The following is a 13,674-nucleotide window of genomic DNA, read 5'->3' as shown; positions in this document are numbered from 1 at the left end:
CTGCCGGCGCTTCTGTCCCGCACCCAGCCCTTTTGTCGGCATAATCGACATAATATAGGCACTGTTTTGCGCCGCCTGCGCCGATAATTTATTCAAGTCCAGCAGCCCATATTGCGCCCGCGTAAATTATGCGCATCAATATTGAGCAATAATTTCTGATCTTTTTGCATCAATAAATAGCGGCTGTGATTTTTCAGCTCAATTTTTTGCCAGCCGCTGCAGCTTGTCGGCATTTGCGCTTCCGGTCTGGCCACTTTCCCCGCCCAGTTGGAAACATTATGCGGCACATTTTTTACCGTGCCGCAAGCAGTTAAGGCCGAGACAGCCAGAGCCGCAACAGGGAAAAAGGTGAGGAATATTTTTTTGTCGGCGCGATATTGAGCGAATTTATTTAAAATCATAGACTGTTTCCTCCTGCCTTTAGCCTGTCTGCGGTTAAAGGCGTCTCGGTTTCTCCCAGGCTTTAGACCAATAATTTATCTTGCGCAGCACATTTGGCAAGCTTTATTTGCTTTTAAGGCCTGTAATAGCCTTATCTTTATGATAAAAAGCAAAAAGCATCAGTGCGGGCAGGGCGCAAAGCCGGCAGCCGCTTAACAGGAGCATTTTATGGCACAGCAAAAAACACTATTTGGCAAATCGGCGGGGCGGGGGCGCATTTATGACTCTGTTCTTGAGACGATTGGTGATACGCCGCTGGTGCGGGCGCGCAATTTTGCCAGACAGGAGAAACTCGGTGCCGATTTGCTGCTCAAGCTGGAATTTTTTAACCCGCTGGCCAGCGTGAAAGATCGGATCGGTATTGCCATGATTGCGGCGCTGGAAAAGCAGGCCAGGGCTGTGCCGGGCAAGACTGTGCTGATTGAGCCTACTTCCGGCAATACCGGCATTGCCCTGGCCTTTGCCGCCGCTGTCAAAGGTTACAGACTTATTTTGACCATGCCGGAGACTATGTCGATTGAGCGGCGGAAATTGCTGAAATTATTAGGAGCAGAGCTGGTGATAACAGAAGGAGCGCAAGGCATGAAAGGGGCGATTGCCAAGGCAGAAGAGCTGCTCAAACAGGAAAAACATGCAATTATGCCGCAGCAATTTGAAAATATGGCCAATCCGCAACAGCATTATCAGACAACCGGGCCGGAAATCTGGCATGACAGCCAGGGCAAAATAGATTTTCTGGTTGCCGGCATTGGCACGGGCGGCACTATTAGCGGCGCCGGCAAATATTTAAAAGAGCAAAAACCGTCTGTGCAGATTATTGCCGTTGAGCCGCAGGATTCTCCCGTTTTATCGGGCGGGGCGCCGGGGCCGCATAAAATTCAGGGTATTGGTGCCGGTTTTGTGCCGAAAGTGTTGGATACAGATATTTATGATGAAATTATCACTATTGGCAATGAAGAAGCGGTGGCTTCGGCGCGCCTGCTGGCAAAAACAGAAGGTATTGCCGCGGGTATTTCAGCCGGAGCGGCGGTAGCGGCGGCGGTAAAGCTTGGCCGCCGGGCAGAAAACAAGGGCAAAACCATTGTCACCATTATTCCCGATTTTGCCGAGCGTTATTTGTCCACTGCTTTATTTGCCGGCATAACGGAATAAAACGGCGCTTGACAGCCAGGGCGGACAAGCGGCAAATTAAAGGCGGAATATTTGTTCCGGCAGAGATTCTGCCCGGCTTTGCTATAAATAGGATAGTGCGACCTTGAAGGTGCCCCCACTGCTGCCGGGGCACTTTGGCGAAGCCTGGTGTTTGCGCAAGCGCCGCGCCGGATTCCTGCCGTTAGGCCGGCGCAAAATTTGTGATAACAGAGCGGAATTATGCGCGATGAAACGACCCTTGCGTTTTAAAAAACACCCTTTTTTGTTTTTCTGGCGGATTTTTTATAATGCAATGCGCCATTTTATTGCCGAAAACGGCTCGGCTTTTGCCAGTTATATTACCCTTTCCGGCATGATGGCCTTTTTTCCGTTTTTGATTTTTGCCACCGGCATGGCCGGTTTTGTCGGGGCAAAATTTTATACGGAAACCAGCCTGAATTATATTCTGGATATGTTGCCGGAAGCATTGGTGCAGCCTATTGGCGCAGAAATTACTAATGTTTTGACCATGCAGCATGGCGGGCTGCTGACTGTTTCGGCGCTGGCGGCGGCCTATTTTGCCTCTAACGGGGTAGAATCCTTGCGCACGGCGCTTAACCGCGCTTATCGTGTCCATGATAAAAGAAGCATTTTCTTTTGCCGTTTCCAAAGCCTGTTTTTTGTCATTCTGGGCACAATCAGTTTTGTGATTATCAGCCTGCTGCTGGTGCTGGCGCCGCTGGTGCTGCTCTTGCTGCAAAGGGAAATCGGCTCACTGGCGCCTTATCTCGGCACAATTCGCTTCTGGCGTTATTTTATCAGTATTATTGTGCTGTTAATCGGCTTGTTTATCACCCATAAATGGCTGCCCGCCGGCAAAAGAAGCTTTTTTGATATTTTGCCGGGCATTAGTTTTACCTTTGTCACCTGGCTGGTGGTTTCAGTCGCCTTTGCTCAATATTTGGCCGGTTTTGCCAATTATGTTTCCACTTATGCCGGGCTGGCCTCAATCGTTGTGGCTATGGTGTTTCTTTATATGCTGTCGGCTGTATTTATTATTGGCGGTGAGATTAACGCCGCCATTATGTTTTATCGCAATCGCCGGCAACAGCCGGGGCAGCCGATTGAAGCCAATAGTCGAGAGGAACATGTTTAGGGCTGCCCGGCCGCTTTGATAAAAGCCAGTGCTTCGGGTGAATCCCATTTTGCGCCGCCATTAAGCGAGGCAATAAGGCAGCCGCGCGCATCAATCAGCAGGGAAACAGGCAGACCGCGCGCCAGGCCGGCACGCTTCAAATAATTATAAAAGCTCATATCCGGGTCATGATAAAGCGGCAGATTTTCAGCATGATGCTCAGCCAAAAAAGCGCGCACTTTTGCTTCGCTGCTGACATAATCGTAAATTGTCATAACAGCGAAATCCTTGCCGCCCAGCCTGGTTTGCAGAGCTGCCAGATCAGGAATTTCCGCCCGGCAGGGCGGGCACCATATGCCCCATAAATTGACCAGCAGCATTTTGCCGGAAAAATCGGCCAGACGAGCAGTTCCGCCATTTTCATCGGCAAATTGCAAATTGCCCAGATAGAAAGAATCTTCTGCCAGCCGCAGCGCGCGGAAAACCCCCTTTTGCTCCTGGCGCAAATGGTCAAGCCGCTCAGGCTCTGGCCGACATTGTTCATTATCCGTAATAATCTGCGCTGCCGCCGCGCCGGCAAAATTAAAATAAGCCGCCAGTAAACAGGCTGGCGCAATAAAGCGGAAAAAACGGTTTAAAAACAGCATAAGCAGGCACTCTTGCATTAAACAGCCCTGAAGGCCGCTTTTATAGAACAGGGCAGAAGCCGGAAGTTTAGTCTTTCTGCCGGTATTTGGCAAGGCGCCGGCAAAATTATTCACCCGCCGGTTCTTGCATTTTTTGCCGCCTCGTTTATTATCATAAGGCTTATGACAGGCAATAAAAGGCGCGATGATGGACTGTGTTAAAAAATTATTCCTGCCGGCAGCGGTCATGATAATCGGCGCGGCGGCTGTGGCCGGCTGTGGCCGGCGCGGCGCGCCGGAATTGCCGCCTTCAGCCTATATGCAAAACGAAAAAGGGCAAATGGTGAAAAAGCCGCAGCCCGACAAGCCGTTTATTCTGGATAAATTGATTAAATAGGCACAAAAGGCTGCGGTCACAAGTCGTCTTTAGCCGAGAGTCAAAGACGGGCAGATTTGCTGCGCCGCTTGCCTGTATTCGGCCGGCAGCAAGGCAGTTACAATAATAAGCGGGGCAGATTCCGGCACTATGCGTCAAAGGCAAAGCAGTGATAAACAGGTTTTGGCCTGGGCAAAGCAGGGCTTTCCGCCCGGCACTGAGGCTTTTGCCTATAAAGACAATGTGCTGGCGGTAGAAAATGTGCTGCTGCCCGTTATTGCCGCTTCTGTGGGCACCCCGTTTTATGTTTATTCTGCGACAGTAATATGCCGGAATTATCGCGCTTTCAAGGCCGCTTTTGCCGGGCTGGATATTTTGGTGGCCTATGCAGTCAAGGCCAATTCCAATCAGGCTGTGTTAAAACTGCTGGCGGGGGCGGGAGCGGGAGCGGATATTGTCTCCGGCGGTGAATTGCGCCGGGCGCTGGCCGCGGGCTTTCACCCGCAAAAAATTGTCTATTCCGGCGTGGGCAAAACGGCAGAGGAAATGGATTTTGCCCTGCAAAGCCGCATTGGCTGTTTTAATGTGGAATCCCCGGCGGAGTTGCAACTGCTCTCGGCGCGGGCGCAGGCATTGGGGGCAGAGGCGCCGGTGTCGCTGCGCATAAACCCGGATATTGCGGCCGGCGGCCATGCCAAAATTGCCACCGGCAAGGCCGAAAATAAATTCGGCATTCCACAGGCAGAAGCATTGCAGGCCTATGCTTTGGCAGCAAGGCTGAAAGGCATAAAAATTTGTGGCCTTGATGTGCATATTGGCAGCCAGATCGAACAGGCGGAACCCTTTGCCCGGGCTTTTGCTTTTGCCGCCGGGCTGGTGCAGGATTTGCGGCGGCAAGGTTTTTCTATTACGCATATTGATATTGGCGGCGGGCTGGGCATTGCTTATCAGGCCGGGGCAAAGCCGCCGCTTGAGCCGGGCGCCTATGCTGCTTTGCTGCGCCAGTATCTGGGTGGTTTGGGCCTGTCTTTTATCGCTGAGCCGGGGCGGTTTATTACCGGCAATGCCGGGGCGCTTGTCACCAAAGTGCTGTTTGTCAAACCGACTGCGGCAAAAAATTTTATCATTGTCGATGCCGGTATGAATGATCTTATCCGTCCCACGCTTTATGACGCCTGGCATGAAATTGTGCCGGTTGTCGCCCCGCCAGCGGGAGAGCCGTGCTATCAAAGCGATATTGTCGGCCCGGTATGTGAAACCGGCGATTATCTGGCTTTAGACCGGCAAATGCCGTTAATGCCGGCCGGGGCGCTGCTGGCGGTTTTGAGCAGCGGCGCTTACGGTGCCGGCATGGCCGGTAATTATAATAGCCGCCTGCTGGTGCCGGAAGTGCTGGTAGAAGGCGGCCGTTTTGCCATAATCCGCCCGCGTGCAACTTACGACAGCCTGCTGGCGCAGGATAAAATACCGGATTGGCTATAGGCTATAGGCCGAAGCGGGCCTGTAAAACACAGCTTTAACGATAAAGGCGGGAATATAACCCCGGCTGCTTGCCCGTTTGCCGCTTTGCTCTTATTCTAGGGGTAAGGTCGGCCGGCTTTGGGCCGGCCGGGTGGGGTTTCAAGGGAGCATTTATGCGGCGTTGGACGCAAAAATTTGCCAGAATTGCTGCTTTTGCTGCGCCCATGCGCCGGGCGGCGGGCAAGACTTTCTGTGTTCTTATATTTGAGCGTTTCTGGCGGCGCTTCCTGCCTTTATTATTGCTGTTTATGGTTTTTGCCGCCTGCTGCTGGCTGAATCTGTTTGCTGTGCTGCCGCCTGTTATTCATATAATGCTGCTGGTAATTTTTGTCGCCGCTTTTATTGCTGCCGGTTTGTTTTTGTATTTTTTGCGCCGGCCGACACAGGCTGAGATACAGGCGCGGCTGGAGCGCGATAATGCCTTGCATTACGGGCAATTAGGGCTGAGCCGCGCTATTCTGGCCGGGGAGGCGCCGCCGGCAACGCGCGCTTTGTGGCGCGCGCATAAAAAGCGTATGCAGGCGCAATCAGGTAATTTGCATTTACGCCCGCCGCGCCCCAATATTCCCGTTTATGACCGCTTTGCCCTGCGCAGCATTGTTTTTCTGGCTTTTGCTGTGGCTTTTTGTTTCCATCTGGGCGGCAATGGCGGCCACCTGGGTGATGCTTTTTATTTTGGCTTGCGGCAGCCGGGTCTTATGCGTCTTGATGCCTGGGTAAGCCCGCCGGATTATACCGGCCGGCCGCCGGTTTATTTGCTGTCGGGCGGTGAGAGTTTTCAGAATAACGGCGCTGCCGCAGGCGATAAGGGCAATGCTTTTGCCGCGGCGGCTATTTCCGTGCCGCAAGGCAGCCGCCTGACTTTGCGCCTTAATGATAATGGCCGCGGCCTGGCTGCTATACGCTGTGCCGGGCCGGGCTTTAAAACCCGGTTACAGCCGCAGCGCCAGGGCGCCGGATCAGTCTATCAGCTACAACTTATGCGCTCTGCTACCTGCACTTTATCAAGCCCGGTTGTGGCCAAAAGCTGGGTTTTTGCCGTAGAGCCTGACCGGGCGCCGGTAATTCGCTGGGTCAAGCCGCCCGAGCGGGCGCTAAACGGCATGTTAAAACTCAATTATGCTGTTTATGATGATTATGGTGTAAAAAAAGCCTGGGCAGAAATAGAGCCTGCCGACAAACAGGCGCAGGAGGCGGCCTGGCCCTGGTTTGCCAGGCTGACAGGGCCGGCGCAGATAAGCCGCTATCGCGGCGGCAAGCTTGTTGCCTGGCAGGGCGCAGAGCCGGACAAAGCGGCTATGGCCGCCGGCCCGGCGCCGGTACCGCTTTTCCCGCCGCCGCAAATTGCTCTTAATGTGCCGCGTCCATTGCCGGCCGAAAATGAGGCCCGGCGCGGCGGCACCGCGACAACTGAGGCAGAGTTGACCAAAAATCCCTGGGCCGGCGCCTTTGTGACCATGCGTCTGGTGGCAGAGGACGGCGCTGGAAATAAAGCGGTGAGCGCGCCAATATCGCTGATATTGCCGCAAAAAACTTTTGTTAATCCGCTTTCACGAGCCTTGATTGAGCAAAGGCGGCTGCTGGTTGAAAATATGCAAACGGCGCCGCGCCTGCTGGATATGCTTGGCGCTTTATTGCTGCGACCGGAAAAAACCATTGCCGATAAAGGCGCAGTTCTGGCGCTTTACAGCCTGCGCGCCCGGCTGAAATATGCGTTACAGCCGCAGCCGGGGCAAGATGCGGCGGCGGCGCTGCGCCGGCAGGAGCTGAGTAATGTCGCCGCCTATATGTGGGCCATAGCGGAGGGTATGGATAGCGGTCGGCTGGCAGAGGCCGAGCACCGTCTGGCGCTGGCGAGCCAGGCCCTGCGCGAGGCTTTGCGCAATGGCGCCAGTTCGGCTGAAATTGCCCGGCTTATGCAGGATTTGCGCCATGCCATGCAGGATTATATTGCCATGCTGGCCGAGCGCGGGCATCAAAACGCCGATAATACCGGGCAAAAAGCGCCAATGCTGGGGGAAAGTGAGCTGGAAAAGCGGCTGAAAGCACTGGAAGACGCTGCAAAACAGGGTAATCGCGGCCGGGGGGAAGAATTGCTGGCCGAATTTGAAGATTTGATGAAAAATCTGCAAGTAACGCAAGGAGATCAGGATTCCGGTCTGAGCGGCGGGCGCAACAGCCAACACAGCAAAATGCAGCAGCAAATGGATAATTTGTCTGATATTATGCGCCGCCAGCAGCAATTACTTGATGAGACGTATAAATTGCGTGAGCAAAATTGGCGTGAGCAAAGCACAGAGACGCCGGCGCGTGATAAACAGCGGCAGGATTTGCAGCAGCGGCAGGGGGGATTGCAACGCGATTTGCAGGCTTTGCAGCGGCAATTAGAGGCACAGGGCCTTTCACCCAGAAATGATTTTAAGGAAGCTGAGCAGCAAATGGGGGAATCCGGCCGGGCGCTGGAACAGGGTGATGAGCGCCAGTCTGTCGAAAATCAAGCCCGAATTTTGCAATCTCTGCGTGAAGGAGCGCAAAATCTTATGGGGCAAATGCGCGAGGCGCTGAAAAAAGCCGATGAAGCGCAACAAACGCAAAGCGGTGAGCAGGGAGAAGGTGGCGGACAGGATACCGCGTCCGGATTGGCGGGCGGTGGACGCGAACAAAAAAATGGCGCGCAAGACCCGCTGGGGCGGCCCGCCGGCACTGGGCAGGATATGTTTATACCGCAAGAAGAAGCCGGGCAGCGCGCCCGCCATATTCTGGAAGAAATTCGCAAAAAACTGGGCAATCTTACTCCGCAGCAGGAAAAAGATTATCTGGAGCGGCTGCTGAATTTTGAGTAAAGAGCTTTTGTCGAGTTGCCTTTATCGGCGGGCCGCCAACAAAGCGGCAAAGGCGGCGGAATCCGCGCCGGCGCAGTATAATTATAGTGGAATATTACGCCTGCGCCGGCAAAGAGAGCCGTGTAAACCGGGAATATTGCGCGTGCAGATGGGCGGCAGGCATTGGCCCGGACAGGCTGGCCTCGAGCCGCGGGTGCCGAAAATATTGCGCGTGTTTATTTGTGCGCCGGCATTGGCCTGACCGGCAACAGGCGTCAAAAAAATACTGTGTGTGCAGATGGGCGCACAGGCTTTGAGTTGGCCGGCGGCAGATATTATAAACACTGTGTGCGCCGGTGAGCGCACAAGCGCCTGGGTTGGCCGGTGGCAGGCGCGGCAAAACACTGTGTGCGCCGGTGAGCGCACACAGTGCCGGCGGCTTTCTCTCCGTCCTCGCCGTGATTCGGTTTCCCGGCCTGTTCGCCCTGCTATTGCACCATTCTCTGACCATATTTGCCGTCCCGCAACATAGAGCGCTGGGCAATGGCAATCATGGTTTCTGAGCGGGTTTTTATATCCGGTGCTTCCAGCAAAGCCTGTTTTTCTGCCGGGGCAAAAGGCACAATGGTCGATAGTGCATTGACCAAAGCACTATTGGAAACTTCGGCAATAATATCCCAATCGGCCTGCATATGATTGGCCGCCAGATAATCCTGAAAAACACTCAGGAACATTTCGCGGTCAATCGGGGCATTATCATCACTCTCGCCCAAATCGCCGATAAAAGGCGTAATGGCATATTGGCGATAGGGCTTGTCGGTTTGCAGTTCTGCCTCCAGGCGAAAGCGGCAAATACCGTGCAGCGAAATCATAATCTGCCCGTCACCCACTTCGCTATAATGGGTAATGCGGCCGATACAGCCAATATTCCATGTTGCATTATTATCATTGGCCGCCTGATATTTGTGCAGCAGATCAGCATCAAAAGACAAAGGATCATAATTTGCTGCTTTGGCAGCATTATTGCCGCTTTTCACCAGAACAAGACCAATCAGCCGGTCGCCGCGCATAGCGTCATCTACCATTTGGATAAAACGCGGCTCAGACAAAGTCAGCGGCACAAAGCCGCCCGGCATAAGCATAATAGAAGCCATTGATAAAACAGGTAAACATTGAGGAATATCCTGTGCTGAAGTGTAAAAGGCATTTCCGGCTTGCATGAGATTCCTCTTGAATAAATAGCAGTAAAGCCTTTATGTCTGCCTTAATGGCGGTAACACATTGCTTTATGCGCGGTGTTGCTGTTCTATGGCTTTATAAAGGCCGGGCAGAGTTTAAAGTTCCGCACGGCTTCCGGAGCGTTTGGGTAAAAGGGCGGAAACAGCACTGCATTATTGGCGGAAAGACCAGGAAAAAAGCGGTTTGCAGAGTGTCAATAGTGCGGCAGGATTTGTGATTTTACGGTTAATAAACATAGCTAACGGCGACTATGGCAGAGAGAAGCGGCACTGCCCGTAACCGAAAAACCGATTTGACTGCCGCCAGTGCCGGTGCCGGCGGCAATCAGGAGCAACGGCAGGCAATAAAATGCGCTGCCTGACGTAAAATATCGGCTCTGGCGCCAAAGGGAGCCAGCATATTTTGTGCTTCTGCCAGTTTTTCAGCCAGCAAAGCGCGGGCTTTTGCTTCCCCATATAGAGCAATCAGTGTCGCTTTGCCGGCGGCGACATCTTTGCCCGGTGTTTTGCCTAAAGCAGCCTGACTGCCGCTAATATCAAGAATATCATCAGCCAGTTGAAAGGCAAAGCCGATAGCAGTGCCGAATTTTGCCATTGCCAGGCGGTTTTCTGCTGTGGTTTGAGCCAGAATAGCGCCGGCCAGGCAGGAAAAACGCAACAGCGCTCCCGTTTTCATCATTTCCAACGTGATAATTTCTGCTGCCGTTTTTTGCTGGTTTTCGGCCAGAATATCCAGCATTTGTCCGCCAATCATACCGCCGGCACCCGCCGCCAGGGCCAGTTGATAGCTGAGTTCCGCCTGGATTGGCGGCTCAAGCCCGTTATCCGGTGCCGTTAATAATTGAAAAGCAAGAGTGAACAGCGCATTGCCGGCCAGAATTGCTGTCGCATCATCATAGGCTTTATGCACTGTCGGCTTGCCGCGGCGCCAGTCATCATTATCCATAGCGGGCAGATCATCATGAATAAGGGAATAACAATGCACAGCCTCCAGCGCGGCAGCACATTCCAGCGCGGCGTGCCGATAATTTTGCCGGCTTTCCGGCTTCTCCCCGGCAAAAAGCGCTGCCGTTTCCAGCAGTAAAAAAGGGCGCAAGCGCTTGCCGCCGTTAAAGACGCCGTGGCGCATGGCGGCCAGCAGTCGCGGCGGCACGAAACTTTGGGCCCCGGCTATTGAGGGTGACAAAGCGGCATCAAGCCGTGTTTCCACTGCCTGGGCATGGCGCTGTAACAAAGTTGTAAATAGAGTAATATTGGCAGTTTCTTTTTCCATAAGCGGCAAAATGAACCAATCATGGATAAGCGTCAAGATAAATCTGCCCTGGCTTTCAGCCCGCTGCCACGGCCTTCAGGCACCCGGCGCGGCAGCTTTCAGCCTCCCGATCCCGCGCTCCTCTTTGTAGCGGCTTTAAAACCGGGCGCTATCTTGCTCTGTTTTTTTGATGAGCGCTATTGGGGCGGCATATTTTGGCCAGATCGCATTTATTGCGGCCTGACCGCACTTCCTGATGAGCTATGCTGCACCAGATTTCGTGCCATTTGTCCCGGCAGTTGCAGCCAGCCCCATTTCCCAATAAATTATACTGCGCCGGTGATTGAAGGAAGGAGATACGGGGGCGCGGCTTTATTGTGCTGCCCTGACTTTCGGCTGACTTGCCGGCGCCATGCCTTGCAGGGCAGCAGATTGAGAATCAAAAAACTGTTTGAACAAGGCATTGCCCTTATCGCCTTTGGCAAAATTAAACTCACCAATACGGCCGTTTTTATAAGCAACATTCATTGTCAACCAAGGTAATTGTTCCATCAAGGCAATATTGCGCTGCAATTTCGGATTTCTGCCCGGTTCCGGCATATTCATCGCCACTACGAAGAAATTGCTGTTGATTTTGTAAACGCGCATATCCTGCAATTCCTGCCCGGTTGATTGCTCCGTTGCCTTGAACATAAGCGGGCTGATTTTATCAATAGCTACGCCTTCAAAATTTTCCGGCACAATAAACATTATTTCTGCCAGATAAACGGCCGGAATACCGGCATCGTGATTGGGGCGCAGTGTAAGGCGCGCAAATATATCCTTGCCGGGGAGAGCAATTTCCCCACGCAATATTGTATCTTCTATCGCCTCAGGCGTTTTTTCATGCAGGAGTGACCATTTTACCGTGCCTTTACTATATGTAGCCGGCATAAGAGCAGTTTGCGCCTCGTGAAATTCAACTTCGCCGGCGGCCGTCATTTCAGTCAAGGGCGTCTGTTTTTCTATGGTATTTTCTATATTGTCCTGCGCCGGCGGCTCTATAGCCTCTTCCTGCCCGTCCGGCATAAGCCGTTGAGTGGCTTTTTCTATTGTTTCTGCCTGAGGTGCCGCTGCGGCCGGTGTTTTATCGACAAGAGAAGCGATTGTGTGCTTGTCTGTTTTCAGAAAATCGGTCAAAAACCAGAAAATACCGCCAAAAATCACCAAAAGGGCGGCAATAATCGCGCCGCCGGTCAGCAGCCGTTTTTTGCCTGAGCGGCGTTTTTCCTGTATTGCGGCCTGCGCAAAAATGCCGGAAGCAATGCTGCTGCCGGCGCCGACAGCAAGATTACCGGCTTCCCCGTTTGCCGCATGTGTAATTTTGCCGTTTTGCATTTCCGGCAGCAGCACATCGGCTTTATGAATTTCATCTAATGTCAGATCAGAAAAATGATCATGCAACTCGCCCGCACTTCCGGCAATGTTACTCAAGGCATGTTTTTCATCGCCGCTTTTCGGTGCGGCCAGAGCCTGCTCCAGATCAAAACTGCCTGCTGCCATTTGCGCCAGGTTTTGGCCGTCCGGGTTGTGTTCGCTCTGCTGCGCCGGCTCTGCCCCGTAATTTTCATCTTCCGGCGCATTCAGCAAAAAATCCGGTACAGGAGAAAAATCGGCCGGAGAATTTTTCTCAACCGATTCTGCTATTACCGGCATATTGGCAATGGCAAAAGGCAAAGCTGCTGTCGTATTTTGCGTAGCAGTGCCGCTATGATAGCGCCGGTCAGCCGGCTCGGCTTCTCCCGGAAAATCGGCCGCAACCGGCAAAGGCTCTGCCGATTCTTCTTCAAACAGCAGATTTGGCAGAGGAGAAAAATTTCCACCTTCTGCCGTTTTTTGTTCCTGCTCTGTTGCAGGATTATAGGGAGGCTGTATCCGGCGCGGCGCGGCAATGGTGCCGGTTTCACCAATATCGGGCCGGCGATCCGGCTCACCATAAGCGTTAAAGCCGGTAGAAAGCGCAGGATAATTTACCCCTTGCTGTCGGCGGCGGGGCTGCTCCTGCGGCATATTCCCCGGATTATAGGGGGGATAATCAGGCGGTGTATTAAAGCCTGGCGCTACACCGCCCGCCCGGTCGGCAGAACGGGGGTGATGATAAGCGCCTTCTTCCTCAGGCAAAGTCTGAAACCCGTTATCGGCGAAATCCGGTAAAAGAGAGACAGGCTGATCAGGCGAGCGGCGGGCAAAAACGGCTGTTTTTGCTGCATTATCATAATTTTCGGGCGCAAAAGATGCCGGCTGTTGCCCGCTATATTGGTGAAACCGGCTTGCTTCATTACGGCCGCCGGCTTCATCATCGCCATAAGGGAAAAAGGCATTTTGTTCTTCTTCCCTGTCATCAAGGCTGAAACGGCGGCCGTTCTCCCCCGCGCCGGCATCTGATTTTGCTGCCATAATGCTGTCATAACCGCCATAGGGTGAAGCGCTCACAGCGGCCGGCGCCGCAGCAAACGGCCGGGCGTGATAAACAGGGTCACTCTGCCCGGCTGTCACGGCGGCAATGGGCGGAAAAGCGGCAAAATCACGGCTGTCAGTGGCGGGGGCGGCAGAGGAAGGCTCATAGCCCTCCTGTGCCGGCATGGTAATGTGACCATAGACCGCTTCGCTTTGATTAGGCCCGGCAGGATAATGACCATAAGGGCCAATATCGGGCAAAACGCCGCCCCCCGGCTGCTGTCTGTCAATAGCGCTATATAGCCGATATTCAGCCGATTGCGGCATTCCCGGCGGTTTTATGCCGGCATTTTTCTGCAAAGCGGCAAAAACTTCTGCTCTGTCATCAGGCATTTTTCCAGCCGGCAAGGCACTATTATTGCAGTAAAAATCTTCTACCTCATCAACAGCTTTTTCCAACATGCGGCGCTGTAAGGCAATAATATCGGGCGGCAGATTTTTGCCTGTCATTTGCCGCTCGACAGTTTCACGGGTTCGGTCATAAATGCGCAGACGCAATGCCGGTGTCGCATTGCTCTGCGCCTCAATGGTTCGTTTTAATAAGCCGACAAAATCTACCATGAAACAATTATACCTGAAAAACTTTCATTGTTTTCAATTTTAACCAAGAATAGCCCTTTGACAATGGTTTTCACA

10 protein-coding genes are annotated in these 13,674 nt (G+C 53.2%); 5 read left to right on the top strand and 5 right to left on the bottom strand.

The window, feature by feature from the left end:
- Positions 1 to 92: 92 nt before the first annotated feature.
- Positions 93 to 401 carry a hypothetical protein gene (locus DPQ22_RS09085; protein WP_246681417.1) on the bottom strand — a complete coding sequence of 103 codons (309 nt, stop codon included), beginning with the start codon at positions 399 to 401 and terminating at the stop codon, positions 93 to 95.
- Positions 402 to 609: 208 nt separating this feature from the next.
- On the opposite strand from DPQ22_RS09085, the gene cysK reads away from it, so the two are divergent.
- A complete protein-coding gene (gene cysK / locus DPQ22_RS00820) occupies positions 610 to 1,593 on the top strand; it encodes a cysteine synthase A (RefSeq protein ID WP_150212690.1) in 984 nt (327 codons plus the stop codon).
- A gap of 226 nt (positions 1,594 to 1,819) precedes the next feature.
- Complete coding sequence (locus tag DPQ22_RS00815; RefSeq protein WP_150212689.1) at positions 1,820 to 2,728, top strand: YihY/virulence factor BrkB family protein; 909 nt, start codon at positions 1,820 to 1,822, stop codon at positions 2,726 to 2,728.
- On the opposite strand, the gene DPQ22_RS00810 is transcribed toward DPQ22_RS00815, so the two are convergent.
- Positions 2,725 to 3,372, bottom strand: a complete 648-nt coding sequence (locus DPQ22_RS00810; protein WP_190323075.1) for a TlpA disulfide reductase family protein — start codon at positions 3,370 to 3,372, stop codon at positions 2,725 to 2,727. The two genes, DPQ22_RS00815 and DPQ22_RS00810, sit on opposite strands and share 4 nt — an antisense overlap.
- Before the next feature lie 166 nt (positions 3,373 to 3,538).
- Here DPQ22_RS00810 and DPQ22_RS08715 point away from each other — a divergent pair, with 166 nt between their 5' ends.
- From DPQ22_RS08715 to DPQ22_RS00800, 3 genes are all read left to right on the top strand, one after another.
- On the top strand, positions 3,539 to 3,730 hold the full coding sequence (locus DPQ22_RS08715) for a lipoprotein (RefSeq protein WP_190323086.1): 192 nt from the start codon (positions 3,539 to 3,541) through the stop codon (positions 3,728 to 3,730).
- 129 nt (positions 3,731 to 3,859) lie between these two features.
- Positions 3,860 to 5,191: a diaminopimelate decarboxylase gene (gene lysA, locus DPQ22_RS00805; protein ID WP_150212687.1), complete on the top strand. Its 1,332-nt coding sequence runs from the start codon at positions 3,860 to 3,862 to the stop codon at positions 5,189 to 5,191.
- Between the two features lie 152 nt (positions 5,192 to 5,343).
- The gene (locus DPQ22_RS00800; protein ID WP_150212686.1) at positions 5,344 to 8,073 is read left to right on the top strand and encodes a TIGR02302 family protein; all 2,730 of its coding nucleotides are present in this window, start codon (positions 5,344 to 5,346) and stop codon (positions 8,071 to 8,073) included.
- A 467-nt stretch (positions 8,074 to 8,540) separates the two neighbouring features.
- Here the strand turns inward: DPQ22_RS00800 and DPQ22_RS00795 are convergent, their stop codons facing one another.
- The 3 genes from DPQ22_RS00795 to DPQ22_RS00785 form a co-directional block, all read right to left on the bottom strand.
- Complete coding sequence (locus DPQ22_RS00795) at positions 8,541 to 9,272, bottom strand: LON peptidase substrate-binding domain-containing protein (protein WP_150212685.1); 732 nt, start codon at positions 9,270 to 9,272, stop codon at positions 8,541 to 8,543.
- Between the two features lie 343 nt (positions 9,273 to 9,615).
- Positions 9,616 to 10,563 (bottom strand): polyprenyl synthetase family protein, encoded by a 948-nt coding sequence (locus DPQ22_RS00790; protein WP_150212799.1) that lies wholly within the window; start codon positions 10,561 to 10,563, stop codon positions 9,616 to 9,618.
- Positions 10,564 to 10,914: 351 nt separating this feature from the next.
- Complete coding sequence (locus tag DPQ22_RS00785; protein ID WP_150212684.1) at positions 10,915 to 13,599, bottom strand: hypothetical protein; 2,685 nt, start codon at positions 13,597 to 13,599, stop codon at positions 10,915 to 10,917.
- Positions 13,600 to 13,674 lie beyond the last annotated feature (75 nt).

Origin of the sequence: Candidatus Tokpelaia sp., assembly GCF_008636115.1 — a bacterium.
GTDB lineage: Bacteria > Pseudomonadota > Alphaproteobacteria > Rhizobiales > Rhizobiaceae > QLZD01.
The sequence above is the reverse complement of the archived record's forward strand: the minus strand, read 5'-3'. Positions and strand labels throughout refer to the sequence as shown.